Here is an 18,496-nt window from a genome sequence, read left to right as displayed (position 1 = left end):
CCCTGAAGACGGCAGGCATATGTATGGTAAAAAAGAGAGTCGAACCGTTTGGAATACTTCACCACAACCATGTGCCGTGAAACAGAAGAGGCGCATACGCGCCTCTGATTCAGGTTCAAAATTCGTCTTCGTCGATCTCCATCAACACCGCACTGCCGGCTTTAATCTTGCCAAAGTAAGCCGTGGTTTCCGGCAACAGTTTCTGGATAAAGAAACGGGCCGTTTTGAGTTTGGCTCGATAGAACGTGTCATCTTTGCCAATGGCCTGCTCGGCCATACGGGTCCAGACGTATCCAAGGGACACCAGTCCAAAAAGGTTGAGGTAATCACAACCGGCTGCGCCAATCTCATTCAAGTCTGTCCGGCTGGCGGAAACCACCTGCTCAGTCGCCTGCCTGAGCAAACTCAGACTGCTGTCCAGCGCTTCTTTAAATGGCTGCAACTCCGGCTGTTTCAGACCGTTGAGATACTGTTCGATTTCCTCAACATAAATACTCAGCCATTCACCGCCATTGGCTACGACTTTACGACCCATCAGATCCAGTGCCTGAATGCCGTTTGTACCTTCATAGATCTGAGTAATACGGGCATCACGAACATACTGCTCCATACCCCATTCACGAATATAGCCATGACCGCCAAATACCTGCTGACCGAGAACGCAGACATCAAAGCCACGATCAGTGAAATATGCCTTGGCCACTGGAGTCAGCAGCGCAACCAATGCATCCGCCCGAGCCCGGGTTGCAGCATCGCTATGGTTCTTGGCGATATCCAGTTGCATACCCACATATGAAGCAAACGCTCTGGCTCCTTCGTTATAGGCTTTCTGGGTCAATAACATCCGGCGGACATCCGGGTGCACCAGAATCGGATCGGCACTTTTCTCCGGCTGGCGCGGACCATCGGTGGCGCGTCCCTGAAGACGGTCTTTGGCATATGCCAGAGCCTGTTGATAAGACGCTTCGCCCAAACCAATACCCTGAATCCCCACCGATAACCGCTCGTAGTTCATCATGGTAAACATGGCCTGCAGACCGCGGTTCACTTCACCCACCAGGTAACCTACGGCATCATCAAAATTCATCACACAGGTAGCAGAACCTTTAATTCCCATTTTATGTTCGATGGAACCACAGCTGACACCATTACGTGCGCCCAGGCTGTCATCATCATTCACCATGAATTTCGGCACCAGGAACAATGAAATACCTTTGGTGCCGGAAGGGGCATCAGGGAGCTTGGCGAGTACCAGATGAATAATATTCTCGGTCAGATCATGCTCACCGCCGGTAATAAAAATCTTGGTGCCATTGAGCCGATAACTGCCATCGTCTTGTGGTTCCGCCCGGGTCTTGATGATCCCGAGATCGGTTCCGCAATGCGGTTCAGTCAGACACATCGAACCCGCCCAGGTACCATCATACAGTTTTGGCAGATAACGCTGTTTGAGCGCGTCACTGGCATGATTATCCAGCGCCATACAGGCACCGCTGGCCAGCGTGGTATAGAGGCCAAACGAAGTGTTGGCGGAAAACAACATTTCCTCAAACATTACCGTCAGCATCTTCGGCATACCCTGGCCGCCATATTCCGGACTGCCACCAAGACCAGTCCAGCCATTTTCGGCATACAGGCGATAAGCCTCTTTAAATCCTTTGGGAGTTGTCACCACAGAGTCCTGCCAATGACAGCCCTCCTCATCGCCATTACGATTCAAGGGCTCCAGTTCGTTCTCACATAACCGGGCACCTTCCTCCAGAATGGCGTTGACCAGATCGGGTGTTACTTCCTGTGTGTTCTCCATTGACGCCCACAATTCAGGTGCCTGCCACACTTCATTGAGGACAAATTGCATGTCACGAATAGGTGCTTTGAATTCAGCCATCATCATTACCTGTTTTATTGTTATTGCTCAGCGGGCCGCTGAATAGAATGGTTCGCCTATCGTGCCGGGCATATCGCCCGGCACGCTATGATCATAGAAAAGCAAAATGCTCCGGATCCAGTGCCATCAAGGTTTCAGCACCATTGAGCATGGCGCCTTTATGCCCTTCGGCCCGAGGCAGAATCCGCTGAAAGTAAAATTTCGCAGTTGCCAGTTTGGCCTTATAGAAATCCTGTTCCGAAGTACCTGCCGCCAATGCTGCCAGCGCGGTTTTGGCCATACTGGCCCAAAAATATGCCAGGGTGATATAGCCGGAGTACATCAGGTAATCGACAGACGCAGCACCTACTTCTTCACGATCCTGCATGGCTTTCATGCCGATCTGCATAGTGACATCGCCCCACTCCTTGTTACGGGCCGCCAGTGGTTCGGCAAATTCTTTCATATCCGCGTTGTCTGCTTCCGCCTGACAGAATTTGTGAATGATTTTGGTGAAATTGCGCAGCAGTTCGCCCTGACTCATCAGCACTTTCCGGCCCAGTAAATCGAGCGACTGAATACCGGTCGTGCCTTCATAAATGGTGGCAATACGGGTATCACGAACAATCTGCTCCATGCCCCACTCGGCAATATAGCCATGTCCGCCAAATACCTGCATACCCAGGTTGGTGGCTTCATAACCGGTCTCAGTCAGAAAGGCTTTGGCAATTGGAGTCAGCAGGCTCAACAGATCTTCCGCTTGTTTGATCTCTGCTTCGTCCTGACTGCGATGAATGGTGTCACCCAGCATCGAACAGTAATAAATCATCGCCCGGCCGCCTTCGGCAATGGCTTTCTGAGTCATCAGCATGCGCCGGACATCAGGGTGAACGATAATCGGATCGGCCGGTTTGTCCGGTGCTTTCGGCCCGGATAAAGACCGCATCGCCAGACGGTCCTTGGCATAGGTCAACGCCCCTTGGAAAGACTGCTCGGCGGCTGCAACCCCTTGCATGGCCGACCCAAGACGGGCCAGGTTCATAAAGGTAAACATGCAGTTCAAACCTTTATTCGGTGGGCCAATCAAAAACCCTTTGGAGGCATCGAAATTCAATACTGCGGTGGAATTACCGTGAATACCCATCTTGTGTTCAATCGATCCGCAGGTCACATTGCGGGTGCCATCGGGTAGGAATTTCGGCACGATAAACAACGATATCCCCTTGGTGCCTTCAGGCGCATCCGGCAGACGTGCCAGTACAATGTGAACAATGTTTTCGGCCATGTCGTGCTCACCGGCGGAGATGAAAATCTTCGTACCGGTGATGGCGTAAGAACCGTCTTCGTTAGGCTCTGCCTTGCTTTTGAGTATGCCCAGGTCAGATCCGCAATGTGGTTCTGTCAGACACATGGTGCCGGTCCATTCACCGCTGATCAGCTTGGTCAGGTAAGTCTCTTTCTGTTCATCAGTGCCAAACTTGTCGATGGTATGTTTGGCACCGTGACTCAAGCCAGGATACATCCCCCAGGACCAGTTGGCCGTCGATACAAACTCCGAGAATACGGTTGCAATTGATTCTGGCAGGCCCTGCCCACCAAATTCTTCTGATGCTGACAGACTCGGCCAACCACCTTCCACATACTGAGCATAAGCCTCTTTAAAACCTGGGGGGGTAGTGACTTCACCATCTTTAAAGGTACACCCCTGATCACCTGCCTGATGCAAAGGCGAAAGTACCTGCTCGCAAAACTTGGCTCCTTCCGTGAGGATGGCATCGATCATGTCGCGGGTGGCATCGGACGCGCCCAGTTTTTCATAATGAGCTTCGCCTTTAAGCAGCTCATACAGCACAAACTGAGTATCCCGCATCGGTACTTTGTATTCTGGCATGGTGGTTTTCCTCGAATGATGGTTGGCGACTGAAGAATTCAAACAACTGTTTGAAACATATGTTTGTAATTGCTCTCCGTCAAGTAAAGTGTTTTTCCACTGGACAAAACAAAACCCAACTACATCATCGAGTGAATAATCCGCGATGAAACTCTTCGATTACTGAATTTCAGGCAAGCAAGAAAATGCCTGGAGCCCCCGTGGCAAGTGGCCTGAATCACCTGAATCCTCGTGGTGTTGCAAAAAAGAGACAAGCTAACCAATTGATTTTTAAGGATTTTTCTATAACACCCCTGTGCTTGTCGCCTACAGCAGACAGATATTCAAGTTATTTTCATCTGCCATCTTCGAATCACCTCGCAAAATCATTGTAACTAATTGATTTATATAGATTTTTAAAACATGGCACGGCTATTGATATAGCCACAGTGCTTGCTTAAAACGTCACGAAAACATTAAGCAAAACACTAAGTACAGAAATTACAACTCAACATATGAATACGGAGTAATACTCATGAAAAAAGTACTGTTACTGTCATCTTTAATGCTGGCCGCTACAACTTCATTCGCATTCGATCAAGTGGCTTCAGCCAGTGTTACTTTCAAATCTATCGATATGAACGCTGACGGTTTTATCAGCTCAGAAGAAGCTGTTTCCTATGACGCTCTGGTAAGCCAGTTCAACACACTGGACACAGATCAGGACGGCATGCTGTCTGAAGGCGAGTTCAGCCAGTTCGGTGAAACCACCAACTAATCAATTTTAGTTTACAGGGCAGTCTGGCAAGGATAAGGCAACCCAAAGAAATATTATGTACGCCTCATATTTGGTAAGCCTTATCCGCCCTGTCATTGTTAAGATACCTTTGAAAATATTATTTTTTTAAAGGTACTTTCCAAAGGAATATGAATATACGTTTTCAGCCTTCATCGCTACGCCAACTGATTCTCATCGGTTTCTTTATTTCACTGATCCCTCTGGCGGTGCTGCTCTGGCAAAGCACCAAAGTTCTGCGGCAGGTCAGTCGTTCATCTATCGCCTATTCCCAACAATCCATTGATCTGGTCCGCAATGCCGAAGCAATGGATGATTTGCTCATCGATATTGAACGCGCCATCAAACAATTCACCATTGTCAAAACCGACGCGCTGGCGGAACTGGCAAATGCCCATCTGAAAAAATATCAGGACCTGCAACAGCGACTCTGCGCGGCATCGCGTCTGGATCTGGCCGCTTTTTGCAGTTCCCAGCAACAGCAGATCAGCATGTTAACCAGCAATTTCACTGCCATGGACATCAAACAGCTCGACCCGATCTTTAATCAGACCCGGCAACAGCAGCAGCGACTGATGACTTCGGTATGGTCTTATCTCGACCAGTCCATTGAACAACAACGACATTACGTTGAACGGCAACAGCGACATATGAACATTCTGCTGGTGTCACTGGTACTCGCAACTTTTGCGCTCATCGTCTTAATGAGTGGTCGGCTGGCTGCACCAGTGAAACTGCTGGAGGAAAAAATCAAGCTCATCGGGGCCGGCGAAAATGCCCACCACGATAAAAATGAAAAATTCGTCGGTCCGGAAGAGTTTCAATTGATTTATGAACGCCTGAACTGGCTGTCTGCAAGGCTGGAACAATTGGAATCCCTGCGTCAGGCGTTCCTGCGACACGCCGCCCATGAACTGAAAACACCACTCTCAAGCATTAAGGAAGGTTGTTCAATTCTGTCTGAACAACTGGCCGGTCCGTTAAACCAGCAACAGATAGAGGTGATCAAGTTGCTGGATGAAGGCGTTGACCGTTTACGGCATCTGACAGATCAATTGCTCGACTACAACTATCTGTTGCAACAGACAGCTCCGGCACTGGTACCTCTGAATCCGAATAATCTTATCCAGGAATGTCTGTCCATTTACGACCTGGCTTTTCGAAAACGCCAGCAGCAGGTCACCGTGGAATGTGACTTGTCAAATATCCATTCCGACCACAAATTATTTACACGCATTCTTGATAATTTGTTGAGTAATGCTCAAGCCTATGGCGAACAGAATGGTAAAGTCCTGATTCGCTTAAGCAGACAAAACCGGGACGCCATACTCATAGTGGCCAATACCGGCGAGAGAGTTCCGGCGGATCAGGGACCATTGCTGTTTAAACCGTTTCATCGGGGTGGAGCCGTCAGACAGGACACCATCAAAGGTACCGGCCTGGGTCTTTCCATCGTCCATGACTGCGCCCGATTGCTGGGCGGTAAAGCCGAGTTGCTGGAATCCGAGCAGTATCAGTTTGGTGTTATCATTTCGTTACCACAAACTTAAGGAAAACCGTGTGAGAAAAGTCTGGTATCTATTCGTTCTGGGGCTGTTATGTTCCTGTCAGCTTCAGGACCTGAAACCGATTCATCAATCACCGACACAGACGGACGAGGTTTCTGTGGCCGACCCATCCATTGCCGCGGGCAGCGGCCGGACAGTCACCAACTGTGATAGCGATCTGAGCGCTATCAATCTGTCGGCCGATCTCTGCAACACCATCGCCTGGCAAAACTATCTGGCGGAAATTCCCACACTCAGCGAAGAGCAGCGTACTCAGCGCCTGGAAATGCTGACCATCTCATCCCCCGACGAACTCAAACGACTGCTGTTGAACACCGCTCCGGCACTGCCATTACAGCAGCGGATCGATAATCAGATTCTGTTGTTCGACAAGGCATCAACCCTGCCCAACCCGCTGGGCAATCTGATTTTCATGTATGCCTCACAAAACCAGCGTTTGATCGAACAGGAAATCAAAACCAGTCAGTTGGAGACTCAAAATCTGCAGCAGCAAAAACAGCTCAAGCAACTACAAAGCAAGCTGGCGCAGACTCAGAAAAAAATTGATGCACTGACAGAAATAGAACAACAACTCAATGATGTTGAATCCAATACGCAGGAGGGCACAGAAAGTGAGTAACCTGGCAGAAGATCTGATCCAACAACAACGTCCCCGAATATTACTGGTAGATGATGACCCCAGTCTGTTACGGCTGCTAACCATTCGTCTGGAAAGTGAGGGCTATGAAATCATCACCGCCGCAGATGCGGACGAAGCTGTTCGCAGCATCTCCAAGCAACCGTTTTCACTGGTACTGACCGACCTGCGCATGCCCGGTAAAGACGGCATGTATCTGCTGGATTATCTGGCCCGAAAAGTACCATCGCTGCCGCTGATCATCATGACTGCCCATGGCTCTATCGCCGATGCCGTGGATGCCACGGAAAAAGGGGCGCTCGGATTTATCACCAAACCGATTGATCATCAGCAATTGCGTCAGGCACTGCGAAAAGCATTGTTACAGAGCAACGATACCGCCGAAGACAGCTGGCGCAGCGAAATCATTTCTCACAGCCCGTTGATGAAAGCGGTACTGGATCAGGCCTATCGGGTGGCTCAGAAGGATGTCAGCGTATTGATCACCGGTGCCAGCGGTACTGGTAAAGAGCTGTTGGCCAGAGCGATTCATAAAGCCAGCCATCGGGCGGACCAACCATTTGTGGCCATTAATTGTGGCGCTCTGCCGGAACACCTGCTGGAATCAGAACTGTTCGGCCACACCAAGGGCGCTTTCACCGGAGCCGTCAGCGAAAACAAAGGGCTGTTTCGCGCGGCAGAAGGCGGAACCCTGTTTCTTGATGAAATTGGTGATATGCCGGTACCACTGCAGGTCAAACTGTTACGGGTACTGCAGGAACGTATGGTGCGTCCGGTTGGCAGCAGCCAAAGCATTCCGGTGGACGTTAAAGTACTGTCCGCGACGCACCGGGATCTGCTGGCCGCCATGAAAGACGGTAGTTTCCGCGAAGACCTTTATTACCGTCTGAATGTGGTCAATCTGAAACTACCCAGCCTGAAGGAACGGCCGGAAGATATTCCTCTGCTGGTGCGCCACATTCTGCTGAAAACAGCAGATAAACATGGCGTCAACGTTACCCGCTTTGCCGATGCTGCCATGCTGAAACTATGCGGTGCCAACTGGACCGGCAATATCCGCCAGCTGGTTAACGTGGTGGAACAGTGTGTTGCCCTGACACACACTCCGGTGGTGAGCGAATCACTGGTGGAACAGGCTCTACTGCAAAACTCCGGGCACTGGCCGGCGCTGTCAGAAGCCAGGGATGAATTTGAACGCCAGTATATCGTTCGGGTATTGAAAATGACCGATGGCATTGTCTCCAGAGCGGCAGAACTGGCTGGCCGGAACCGCACGGATTTCTATAAGCTGATGAAAAAACATGAACTCAGCAGCGACGATTTCAAAACGGTCAAACATTAGCGCCGGAGGATGGTCCGCTCACTTGGACAGCTGGCCCGGGCGGCTTCGTCACAAACGCCATGCTCCGCACCGGGTATCCGTTTACGGTGCGGAAGGTTCGGATCAAACTGGCAGCTAACTGCTGGCCTTAACAATCAGCACAGAACAGGCTGCCTGAACCGCCACTTTGGCGGTAATCGTGCCAAACCCTGGATTGCCCAGCATGTTAGTGCTCTGTTTGTGATTGGCAATAATGATCAGATCGCATGCTTTTGCCTTGGCAAACTTCAAAATTTCCTCGCTGGCATTACCCAGCAAAACATGCAGAGATACCCGGTTATCCACCCCCATATGTTGCTCAGCGAAGGCCATCAGCTTTTCTTCAAACTGCTCAAATTCCGGCGATGCTGATGCCACGCCATTTAATACGCTCACCAGATATATTTCCGCATCTTCAGCATTGGCCAACGCCAATGCTGTTTTGGCAATTGCAGGAGAATACCCATTCTCCTTGAGATCAACAGGAGCCAGAACTTTCTTATACATGATTGCACCATCCTGCTAAGTAACAGTTTTATAAGCATAGTTGTGATCGTACATTTCTCAATAATTCCAGTAACTGGCAAGCCTGATACCCAATGACCGTAAGACCCGACACAAGGCTTCTCCGCTAACAAGCACCATCAGTTGTCGGTTTTTTTTACAAACCACCGATGAGAACTCAATCACAATATGAAACATTGACCAACGCAGCTAATGACTCACAAAAAAATACAAATTCTCTCAAATAGTAAATTATTACCAAAATACCCTCAGAGCTTACCAATCATCTGGCCTCGGGAGCTGGTCTTTTTCTCAATTGTTAATTTTTGTATATACGAAAAATAACCCATCCTAAAAAATGACAAAAAACGGTCTCATTTTTGCTTAGTTGCGCTAATCGATTGACCTAACTAAGTCATCTGTCAACAGAATTGATGAGCGAGAAGTGTGAAATACACTCTCAAAAATTAAAAAAGGAGATGTAAAGTGCGCCAATTTTTCGGCTTTTGTGTGCTGTTATGCGTGACGATATACACACCTGCCGCAGTCACGGACATTGCGTTCAGTCAGGACTCCAATAGCAGCACTGCCACCGAAGTTCTGGAACCTCATACTCCCAGAACCTGGAGCAATGTAGCGGTGACCAGCGAAGGTGTTGCCGTGGATGTTCAAGTGGAACTCATGAACACATTCCCGGGAAGCGTCGAAACCGGACTATCCGGTGACGATCTGGTGGTCTATCTGAATCGCAATGACACCAATTGCAGCATCTGCCAGGACGTCTACGAAGCCCAGATCCGCTATAGCTTTGTTAATCACGACGATCAGACTCCGGTTGAGTTATCCAGCGTATTCACGATCAAAGATATTGATGGCTGGAGTGATGGTGACTACGAAACCTTGTTTTCGCCACTGGAAAACATTGTCGGTGCCAGCATCAATTACGATGCTGATCTCTCAATCGTGCCGGATCTCAGCCTGAAAAATATGGTTTTGAAGGGACTGGCAGATCGCAATGTTTCAGATCCACAGGCGGCAGCCTCTATTACCTTTACAAAAACCTCCTCCATTACCATTTACTACACCCGTATGCATGCTGACGATGCCAATGTCAGCAGCGCCTTTTACATGGATGGCAATCTGACACCCGGTTTTTATACCCTTGAAGTGCCCTTTACCCGTGAACACGCGGCGCTGGGAGCAGTCAATATCGCCACCTACAACAGCAGCGACGTACCTGTTTCCGGAACATCCGCCACTGCCGATGCAGACATTGCCGTTTATATTGATGGGGTAGAAAGCTGCACCACCACCAGCGATAGCGAAGGTAACTGGCGCTGTGATCTGTCGGGACTCTCTGATGGGCAACACAACATTACTGTCTATGCTATTGCGCCTGCATCAGTTGCACCCGGCTTTATTTATGAATACAGCGACACCACCATTACGACTGGTGACCAGGATGGTGACGGTACTCTGGACAGCAACGATGCCTTCCCAACCGATCCAACCGAAGATACCGATACCGATCATGATGGCATCGGCAACAATGCCGACAACGACGACGATGGCGATGGCTATACCGACAGCGACGAAACTGCTGCCGGCACCGATCCTCTGGATGCTTCAAGCGTACCGGCCGACCAGGACAACGACGGCGTATCCGATGCCACCGATGATGATATCGATGGCGACGGCACTCTGAATGGCGACGATGCCTTCCCAACCGATCCAGCGGAAGATACCGATACTGACCACGATGGCACTGGTAACAATGCCGACAATGACGACGATAACGATGGCTACACCGACAGCGACGAAAACGCCGCCGGTAGCGACCCATTGGATGCTTCAAGCATACCGGCCGACCAGGACAACGACGGCGTATCCGATGCCACCGATGATGATATCGATGGCGACGGCACTCTGAATGGCGACGATGCCTTCCCAACCGATCCAACCGAAGATACCGATACCGATCACGATGGCATCGGCAACAATGCCGACAATGATGACGACGGCGATGGCTATACCGACAGCGACGAAAATACTGCCGGCACCGATCCTCTGGATGCTTCAAGCGTACCGGCCGACCAGGACAACGACGGCGTATCCGATGCCACCGATGATGATATCGATGGTGACGGCACTCTGAACGGCGACGATGCCTTCCCAACCGATCCAGCGGAAGATACCGATACTGACCATGATGGCATCGGTAACAATGCCGACAATGATGACGACGGCGATGGCTATACCGACAGCGACGAAAATACTGCCGGCACCGATCCGCTGGATCCTTCAAGTATGCCCGCTGACCAGGACAACGACGGTGTTTCTGATGCCACCGATGATGATATCGATGGTGACGGCACTCTGAACGGCGACGATGCCTTCCCAACCGATCCAGCGGAAGATACCGATACTGACCACGATGGCATCGGCAACAATACCGACAATGATGATGATAACGATGGCATCCCCGACAGCATCGAATCCTCCACAGAAGACAGCGATGGTGATGGTCTGGTGAACAGTCTGGACCCGGATTCAGACAATGACCGCATACCGGATCGACTTGAAAGCGGCTTTACCAGCACAGATAGCGATGGTGATGGCATCAACGACTCTTTGGATGTGGATATCACCGCAGGTGTGGATGCTGATAACGATGGTATCGATGATAACGTTGCCCTGAGCGACAGTGATGGCGACGGGGTTGCTGATCTGTTTGATCTGGACTCCGACAACGACGGCAGACCTGACTCACGTGAATCAGGCCTGGGTATCAGCGATGATGATCATGATCAGATTCCGGACCAGGCTGATCCGGATTTTGTGGCCGGAGGTATTGATGCGAACAATGATGGCATTGAAGACAGCACGGTGCTGACAGATACCGATCATGACGGTATTCCCGATTATCTGGATACCGACAGCGACAACGACGGTATTGCCGACAGCGCAGAAAACGGAGCCTCCGGTCTCGATAACGATGGTGACGGCATCGACGATGCGTTTGATATGGATTTTGTCCACGGCATCGACGCCAATATCACCGACATCAATGGCGATGGTGTCGCGGATACCATGATTGCCATTGATTCTGACGCTAACAATACTTTGGATACCCTGATCACCGAGCTGGATACCGATCACGATGGTTTCCCCGATTACCAGGATCTGGACAGTGACAATGATGGTCTGCCAGATGCGACCGAAGCCAATACTGATAGCGACCAAGACGGTCTTGGTGATAACGATATCCTGGAAACCGATCCGGTCGATACAGACCATGATGGAATTCCGGACTTTCAGGACACAGACAGTGACGGCGATGGCATCACTGACATCAGTGAGTCTGGTAACGGAGAACTCGATCAAAACGGCGACGGTCAGGTCGACAACACCACCGATTCTGATGGTGATGGCATTGCTGATGATGTTGATCTGAATGATGGTGCCTGGGGTACTGACGAGGATACTGATGGCGATGGTATCGGCAACGACCTGGACTCTGATGATGACAATGACGGCCTGCCAGACGTGGATGAAGCTCCCGGAGATGCCGACGGAGACGGCCTGGACAACTCTCAGGATCCCGACAGCGACAACGATGGCATCATTGACGGCGAAGACGACACTCCCACCGTCGCCAACCCGACTCCCGGAACCGGCACCCCAGGAAACGATAACACTGGAAGTGAAAGTGGCGACGGCGGTGTGAATGTCTCCGTCTCCAATGGCGGTTCAATGCCAGTATGGGCATTACTGATACTGCCGCTACTTACATATCTGCGATCAAAAAAATAATCCTCTGATAAGCCCGGCTTCGTCTGGGCTTTTGTTTGCCAGGAATACATTGAATGTTCAAAAACACAACCTTGTTTTGCTGTGTCACCCTGTTATCCGCCCATGGTTTAGCTGCCGAAACAGAACAACCCACCAGACTTTACTTTGGAGGCTCACTCGGCTGGTCACACCTGGAACCTCAACCGGATGATGACGCTCCTTATAATGTCTCCGATAAAAACGGTTTCACTTTCCGCCTTCACGGCGGTTATTTGTTCACACCCAAACTATCTGGTGAGCTGTCGTTTGCCTCACTGGGAACAACCGGAATTGCCAAAGACAGTGATCCGGACAAAACCATTACCGACATTAGTTACTATGCCACCAGTGCGGCAGTCCTCTACCGCCTGTGGGATTATGACCACCCTTACAACCTGTTTGCCAAAGGCGAATTGTCTACCTTCTCAACCGACAGCAGTGGCGAAGATATTCCGATCAATAACGATAATACATTGCTGCTCGGATTTGGCTTGGGTGCTTCTTATCGCCTCAACCGGCAGTTCAATCTACGAGCGGATTTTGACAGTTACTCCGCCGATGCAAAGTCACTGACACTGGGCATTGAATGGCAGCCCGGCCGCCGGACTGTACCCGCCGATACCGATCAGGATGGTGTCATCGATGAGCTTGATCACTGCCCGGACAGCCAACCTGGAGTGACGGTGGACAGTATGGGTTGTGAAATTGCCAAAGACAGCGACGGTGATGGCGTATCAGATGTCATTGACCAGTGCCCTGCCACACCGGCAGACCTTAAGGTCGACAGCACAGGCTGCGCGCTTGACAGCGACCAGGATGGTTACCCTGATTACCAGGACCAGTGCCCTCATTCCACGGCCGGTGCGAAGGTCAACGATAAGGGCTGCGAAGCGGACAAAGACAGCGATGCCGATGGCGTTGCCGATTCTATTGATTTTTGTCCTGATACCCCTGCCGGTCTGGCTGTCAATCTGAATGGTTGCGAATTGGATGATGATGTTGACGGCGTCGTCAATCGTCTGGATCAATGCCCGGATACCCCAGTAGAACAAAGCGTTAACGACATCGGTTGTCCCCTGACGTTTGAACAAACCATTCAGCAGAAAATAGCGATTATTGAACCGTCAAATATCCAGTTCGCTTCCAACTCAGCAGAACTGACGGATGATGCCCGCCGGGAACTCCTGGTACTGGTATCCATCATGAATCGTTATGACAATATCAACATTGATATCAATGCATACACCGATGACGTGGGGCGCGAAAAATACAATCTGACTCTGAGCCAGAAGCGCGCAGACGGTGTTAAAGGCTATTTGGTTGAACAAGGGATTGCAGCAGAACGTCTGACCGCGACAGGTTATGGCGAGGCGAGTCCTGTGGCCGATAACGCAACGGTCGAAGGACGCTCGTTGAACCGACGGGTCGAGTTTATCGTAAAAGGCATCAATTAACTGACCGACATACCATCAGGGGCCAACAGAAAAGATATCGGCCCCTGATGCCAGCAACCTCTCAGAAAGTTTCTCCCATCACAACATGCTCACAGCCTTCAACATCAACCAACGCTCAGGTTGCGGTCTGACATCAGGTTTTGAATTTTCGGATCTGTGCCAGCAAACCCTCGGAAATATTGGCAAGTTCCTCACTCGCAACCGCAATCTTTTCAGCACCGTTGGAAGATTCAACCGCTGAGTTGTTGATGGAAATAATGGAACGCTCGATGTCATAACAGACCTGACTTTGCTCCTCTGAAGCTGTCGCGATCTGCGTATTCATATCACTCAGTAAATTGATCGCTCTGGAAATTCCATCCAAAGTGGTGCCCGCAGAGACCGCACTGTCCCCTGTTTTGGCAGCTCTTTGGTTATTGGTTTCCATCGCAGAGGCGGCTGCCCGGGTACCATTTTGAAGTTTTTCAATGGCACCTTTGACCTCAGAAGTCGAATCCTGGGTTTTCTGTGCCAGGTTTCTGACCTCATCAGCCACCACCGCAAACCCACGTCCCTGGTCTCCGGCGCGCGCGGCTTCAATCGCCGCATTGAGTGCCAGCAGGTTTGTCTGTTCGGCAATCCCCTGAATTACCGTAATCACAGATCCGATGTTTTCGCTGAACTTATCAACCGCCAGAATTTGTTCGGTTACCCGATGAATCTCTTCGACCAGCTCCTGTGTCGCTCTGGTTGCCGAGCGTACAGCTGCATTTCCCAGTTCAACCTGTTGCGTTGTTTCATAGGTCTCGCGGTTTGCATTTTCAGCATTCGCGGCAATTTCCCGCGCAGTACTCAGCATCTCGGTCATGGCTGTCGTAACCTGCTGAATCTCATCCCGTTGTTGCAACACATTGGTTTTGGAATGCTCACTGATACTGTTAAGTGCCGCCGCGGAAGAAGAAAGCGTCTGTGCCGACTGATTGATGTTTTTCACCAGAGTTCTGATTTTGCCCAGCATGGTTTCAAAACTGTTGGCAATGGTCACCAGTTCATTTTTACCATCGAGTCTCAGCTCGACCGACAGGTCTGAGTTTTCAGTAATCGCTTTGATGGACTGCCCCAATTTATCCAATGGGGATTTAATACTCAGATACGTAATTACCCCCACCGCGCTGACGAGCAAGAGAGTTACCAGGGCAATCAGAATAAATATCGACCGGCTGGCGAGATAATTTTCATTGATCGCATCTTTTTCAGTTTTGGCAACCGAAATCTGTAAATCTATCAGTTGATTGATGATGTTGCTGATAGGATCGATGCTGCGATATAACGGACCATCGTAGGCATCCAGCCTATCTGACACATCTCCGCGCATATCTGTACCTCGCAAAGCATTTTCAACTTGATCGAGCGAGTTATTGGCAACCACAAACAGGTTTTCAGCCTGCTTGACCAGGCGTGCCTCCTCTTGAGTCAACGAAGTGGCCAGATATTGTTGCCACACCTGTGTGATTTCCCGTCGAGCTGACTGAATACCCGACAAGGCATCATTTCCGGAAATGGAACCACTATTGGCCTTGTTGATACTATCTATGACAGAAACGGCATAGTCATCTGCAATAATTTTTAGCTGCTCCAACGGGACAATACGATCACCGTATATCCGGTCAACCCCATAACTGGCTTCTTCCAACTGTCCCATTGCCACAAAAACAATAAGAACAATTCCAATCACTGGAAAAATAGACATCGTAATCAGTTTTTGACGAATGGAGATCCTATCTAGCATATGCAAAATTCTCATGCTGTTTATTGGTAAAGGGTGTTCGATTAATTGTGGCGACCAATAGTAGTGACAACAAATACGAACTTCTGTTTTCGTTCATACGACCGAAGTCATAATCGTAATTAAGGGAGCCTGTTTGCCCCATCAAATACTGCACAGGAAATACCTCAAGGACAGTCTCAACAATGCCATCAGCTCGGGATCCGGCAACACTGAGAACAAACTGATATGTTATTCAGGCAGGCAGTGATGTAATGCGATGATTAACGAATGACGCCGGCAATTATGTTTAGAAAGCTTCTGAAAAAAGACCTGCTTTTTGCACAGGATATTGTCAGCTGGTGTTTGCCAGCTGACATCAAAACGATGATTGTTTTTTCAAAGATTTCTTAGCACCAATGCGTATTCCATGCAGGCTTTATGGTTTTTTTCATTGCACAGCACGGTAATTTAACCATACACATCGGAACATTCCTGAATGATCAGTATCCAATGACTCTCTGTCAGAAATTATAACTTTAGACCAACATACGACGTTAACCAGGAGCAACGCCATGTTCATTCTAAAAAAGAGACACCGTTCACACAGACTTCGAATATATGATAGGTGGATATTTTAAGAAGGGTTCATTTTTGCCTTATTAAGATAATTTGAATATTACAAAAATCCTGATTTCATCACTCCAATTTGAAAAGACGGTCTAACGAAAAACGACCTGGCCCCATCACCAGAACGACAGACAATATCGCCACCCACCAGACGGCAGGATTCCACCAGTGAGACCATTCAGGAAACACCGCCAGCTGGATAAAGCCGACCATGAACAACAAACCCAGTGCAGCGGCGCGACTGAATAAACCCATTATCAGCATAACCGGTAAAAGAATTTCCATGACTCCAGCGGTCACCGCAAACACCTTGATCATTACTATCGACCAGCTTCCCTCGGTATAATCCAGAGTATTTGGATTACACAGCAACAAAGCACCCGGACGGATCGGGTCTGGGCAAAAGAACTCATATAAAAACAGGTCGTACTTGTCCGTATTAAAATCAAACCAGCCATTCCATTTAGTCAGGCCAGACAATAAAAATACTCTTGCAATCAATAATCTCAACATCAGCAACAATACAGGTGTTAACAGCCGTTGCAGCTGATTTGAGGCCGCCCGGTACCTCAGGCTTAACAATCCAGTATTCATGTTAATTCTCCATATACATCAACAGCGATTGTTCTATCGACAGTGAAAAAAATTCACTGACTTCAAATTCACTGTCAATAGCCAGGGCCGTTTCTGAAGCCCGATATAAATTTTGGGAGGTGTCCAGTTCATGCAAAAAAGCCCATTGAACAGGTGTAATTGACTGCACCCGGACACAGCCATCCCGTTTCCATAGCAGCACATGCTGCAATTGTTGCTGCCATAAAGGTATTGCGGGACATTCTGCCTGTTTAAACGCCTGCCAGTATGGCAATACTTCATATTGCATTGTCAGCAACCGGACCGATGGTGCCAATCCGATGGCCAATGCACTCAAGTCCGGTTGCAGTGCAATCAGTTCACTGATCTGCTCAATCGTTACAGCTCCATCATCGGCTTCATTCAGACATGTTAACCAAGCCAGATCCAAACGTGCCAGGTCTGCCAAATGCACAGCCGACGGAAGAGTCACGGCAATAAAATCGGCAAAATAGTGACCATATTCCACCAGTGTTCCATGTTCTGGTGGCCATTGTTCGATATAACGGCGAGCAATTTTTTTAAATTCAACGTCACTGATCAATGTCTGAAGCACTGGAAAGTTTGCACTGAGGGCACCGATACACGATTTAAAGAAACCGTTCCGATACAACTGCACGACTGTTCGAGCGTGCTGATGTCGATCCTGTGCAACGAATGCCATCAAGGGTTCAGCATGCCCGTGACTCAGGTAATCCGAAAAAGCTAGGAGATAACGGTCTTTTTGCTGCATTGGGAATCACTCTGGGTGAATATCTGATCGAGCATGGTCTGCGCCTGATGACGCTCCTGCATCAAAGCATCAAATGAGGGAATATTGTCATCCCTCTCCAGCAGGACAGGAACATATCCGAAACGTTGCAAGGCAAATTGCAGCAGCGACCAGACTTCGTCACTGACGGCGGCGGCATGGCTATCGATCAACAGTTGATTTTTTAGCCCGGGATCTTCGCTATAACCGGCAATGTGTATTTCCTCAACGAATGTTGGATCGATCTGGCGCAGATAGTCTTCTGCTTTCTGACCACAGTTATATTCGCTGACATACAGGTTATTAACGTCAATCAGCAATCGGCAACCAGTACGCCGGCAGACCTCCATCAGAAAATCAGGCTCATCCATTTCCGTGATCAAGGAAACATAGTGACTGGGGTTTTCAATCGCAATGTGGCGGCCAATGGCATTTTGGTAAGCATCCACACCATCGCACAAGGCATTCAGTGCATCCCGGGTTTTCGGCAGCGGCAATAACTCGGCAAAATAACGGTTCTGATAACCAGACCAGGCAGCATGTTCAGATACCAGTTGCGGATTGAACGCTTTCACCAGTTCGGCGACTTTTTGAAGATGTTCTGCAGAACTGCTCAGCGGGCTGCCGAGAGATCCACCGACGCCATGAAAACTGAGGGGAAACTGTTCAGCCACACGTTGGAGATACTGCCTTCTCGGCCCACCGTTAACAAAATAATTTTCCGTATGAACCTCAAACCACAATCCCTCGGCCGAACAGACAAGCGCCTGTTCATAGTGCTCCGGCTTCAGGTTAATGCCAGTTCCCATAGTAATGGCAGCCCTGGCAGACGAAGATGGTGTTGAGGCCAT

General features: G+C 49.5%; 13 protein-coding genes. 6 read left to right on the top strand and 7 right to left on the bottom strand.

The features are described 5' to 3' along the window. Nucleotides 1-115: 115 nt before the first annotated feature. Together YC6258_RS06390 and YC6258_RS06385 are read right to left on the bottom strand one after the other, a co-directional pair. Entirely contained in the window at nucleotides 116-1,888 is a 1,773-nt protein-coding gene (locus tag YC6258_RS06390) for an acyl-CoA dehydrogenase C-terminal domain-containing protein (RefSeq protein ID WP_044616278.1), read from the bottom strand. A gap of 91 nt (nucleotides 1,889-1,979) precedes the next feature. After that, entirely contained in the window at nucleotides 1,980-3,758 is a 1,779-nt protein-coding gene (locus tag YC6258_RS06385; protein ID WP_044616277.1) for an acyl-CoA dehydrogenase C-terminal domain-containing protein, read from the bottom strand. 514 nt (nucleotides 3,759-4,272) lie between these two features. Here YC6258_RS06385 and YC6258_RS06380 point away from each other — a divergent pair. The 4 genes from YC6258_RS06380 to YC6258_RS06365 all read left to right on the top strand — a co-directional run bounded on the left by YC6258_RS06380 (nucleotide 4,273) and on the right by YC6258_RS06365 (nucleotide 8,080). Continuing rightward, nucleotides 4,273-4,515, top strand: coding sequence for a hypothetical protein (locus YC6258_RS06380; protein ID WP_044616276.1), 243 nt, complete (start codon nucleotides 4,273-4,275; stop codon nucleotides 4,513-4,515). Between the two features lie 149 nt (nucleotides 4,516-4,664). Further along, nucleotides 4,665-6,083 (top strand): sensor histidine kinase, encoded by a 1,419-nt coding sequence (locus tag YC6258_RS06375; RefSeq protein ID WP_044616275.1) that lies wholly within the window; start codon nucleotides 4,665-4,667, stop codon nucleotides 6,081-6,083. 10 nt (nucleotides 6,084-6,093) lie between these two features. Further along, on the top strand, nucleotides 6,094-6,720 hold the full coding sequence (locus tag YC6258_RS27105; RefSeq protein ID WP_052830116.1) for a hypothetical protein: 627 nt from the start codon (nucleotides 6,094-6,096) through the stop codon (nucleotides 6,718-6,720). Further along, entirely contained in the window at nucleotides 6,713-8,080 is a 1,368-nt protein-coding gene (locus YC6258_RS06365; protein ID WP_425402631.1) for a sigma 54-interacting transcriptional regulator, read from the top strand. The genes YC6258_RS27105 and YC6258_RS06365 overlap by 8 nt, the downstream gene beginning before the upstream one ends. 114 nt (nucleotides 8,081-8,194) lie before the next feature. Here the strand turns inward: YC6258_RS06365 and YC6258_RS06360 are convergent, their stop codons facing one another. Beyond that, nucleotides 8,195-8,605 (bottom strand): universal stress protein, encoded by a 411-nt coding sequence (locus YC6258_RS06360; RefSeq protein ID WP_044616274.1) that lies wholly within the window; start codon nucleotides 8,603-8,605, stop codon nucleotides 8,195-8,197. Nucleotides 8,606-9,088: 483 nt separating this feature from the next. On the opposite strand from YC6258_RS06360, the gene YC6258_RS06355 reads away from it, so the two are divergent. Both YC6258_RS06355 and YC6258_RS27100 read left to right on the top strand, forming a co-directional pair. After that, a complete protein-coding gene (locus tag YC6258_RS06355; protein WP_052830115.1) occupies nucleotides 9,089-12,415 on the top strand; it encodes a GlyGly-CTERM sorting domain-containing protein in 3,327 nt (1,108 codons plus the stop codon). A gap of 53 nt (nucleotides 12,416-12,468) precedes the next feature. Continuing rightward, nucleotides 12,469-13,887 (top strand): OmpA family protein, encoded by a 1,419-nt coding sequence (locus tag YC6258_RS27100; RefSeq protein ID WP_052830114.1) that lies wholly within the window; start codon nucleotides 12,469-12,471, stop codon nucleotides 13,885-13,887. A 133-nt stretch (nucleotides 13,888-14,020) separates the two neighbouring features. On the opposite strand, the gene YC6258_RS06345 is transcribed toward YC6258_RS27100, so the two are convergent. The 4 genes from YC6258_RS06345 to bufB form a co-directional block, all read right to left on the bottom strand. Further along, entirely contained in the window at nucleotides 14,021-15,655 is a 1,635-nt protein-coding gene (locus YC6258_RS06345; RefSeq protein ID WP_044616273.1) for a methyl-accepting chemotaxis protein, read from the bottom strand. Nucleotides 15,656-16,330: 675 nt separating this feature from the next. Beyond that, nucleotides 16,331-16,855, bottom strand: coding sequence for a DoxX family protein (locus YC6258_RS06340; protein WP_044616272.1), 525 nt, complete (start codon nucleotides 16,853-16,855; stop codon nucleotides 16,331-16,333). 1 nt (nucleotide 16,856) lies between these two features. Next, nucleotides 16,857-17,627 carry an HvfC/BufC N-terminal domain-containing protein gene (locus YC6258_RS06335; RefSeq protein WP_044616271.1) on the bottom strand — a complete coding sequence of 257 codons (771 nt, stop codon included), beginning with the start codon at nucleotides 17,625-17,627 and terminating at the stop codon, nucleotides 16,857-16,859. After that, nucleotides 17,600-18,496 carry an MNIO family bufferin maturase gene (bufB, locus tag YC6258_RS06330; RefSeq protein WP_044616270.1) on the bottom strand — a complete coding sequence of 299 codons (897 nt, stop codon included), beginning with the start codon at nucleotides 18,494-18,496 and terminating at the stop codon, nucleotides 17,600-17,602. Before bufB ends, YC6258_RS06335 begins: the two co-directional genes overlap by 28 nt.

The sequence above is a fragment of the Gynuella sunshinyii YC6258 genome (genome assembly GCF_000940805.1).
Taxonomy (GTDB): Bacteria; Pseudomonadota; Gammaproteobacteria; order Pseudomonadales; family Natronospirillaceae; genus Gynuella; species Gynuella sunshinyii.
This window is presented reverse-complemented; position numbering and strand designations above follow the sequence as displayed.

Excerpts from the sequence above, each read along its gene's own strand:
- YC6258_RS27100 (WP_052830114.1), top strand. The coding sequence starts at position 12,469 with ATGTTCAAAAACACAACCTTGTTTTGCTGTGTCACCCTGTTATCCGCC.
- YC6258_RS06335 (WP_044616271.1), bottom strand. The coding sequence starts at position 17,627 with ATGCAGCAAAAAGACCGTTATCTCCTAGCTTTTTCGGATTACCTGAGT.
- YC6258_RS06380 (WP_044616276.1), top strand. The coding sequence starts at position 4,273 with ATGAAAAAAGTACTGTTACTGTCATCTTTAATGCTGGCCGCTACAACT.
- YC6258_RS06390 (WP_044616278.1), bottom strand. The coding sequence starts at position 1,888 with ATGGCTGAATTCAAAGCACCTATTCGTGACATGCAATTTGTCCTCAAT.
- bufB (WP_044616270.1), bottom strand. The coding sequence starts at position 18,496 with ATGGCCTCAACACCATCTTCGTCTGCCAGGGCTGCCATTACTATGGGA.
- YC6258_RS06340 (WP_044616272.1), bottom strand. The coding sequence starts at position 16,855 with ATGAATACTGGATTGTTAAGCCTGAGGTACCGGGCGGCCTCAAATCAG.
- YC6258_RS06360 (WP_044616274.1), bottom strand. The coding sequence starts at position 8,605 with ATGTATAAGAAAGTTCTGGCTCCTGTTGATCTCAAGGAGAATGGGTAT.
- YC6258_RS06345 (WP_044616273.1), bottom strand. The coding sequence starts at position 15,655 with ATGCTAGATAGGATCTCCATTCGTCAAAAACTGATTACGATGTCTATT.
- YC6258_RS06375 (WP_044616275.1), top strand. The coding sequence starts at position 4,665 with ATGAATATACGTTTTCAGCCTTCATCGCTACGCCAACTGATTCTCATC.
- YC6258_RS06385 (WP_044616277.1), bottom strand. The coding sequence starts at position 3,758 with ATGCCAGAATACAAAGTACCGATGCGGGATACTCAGTTTGTGCTGTAT.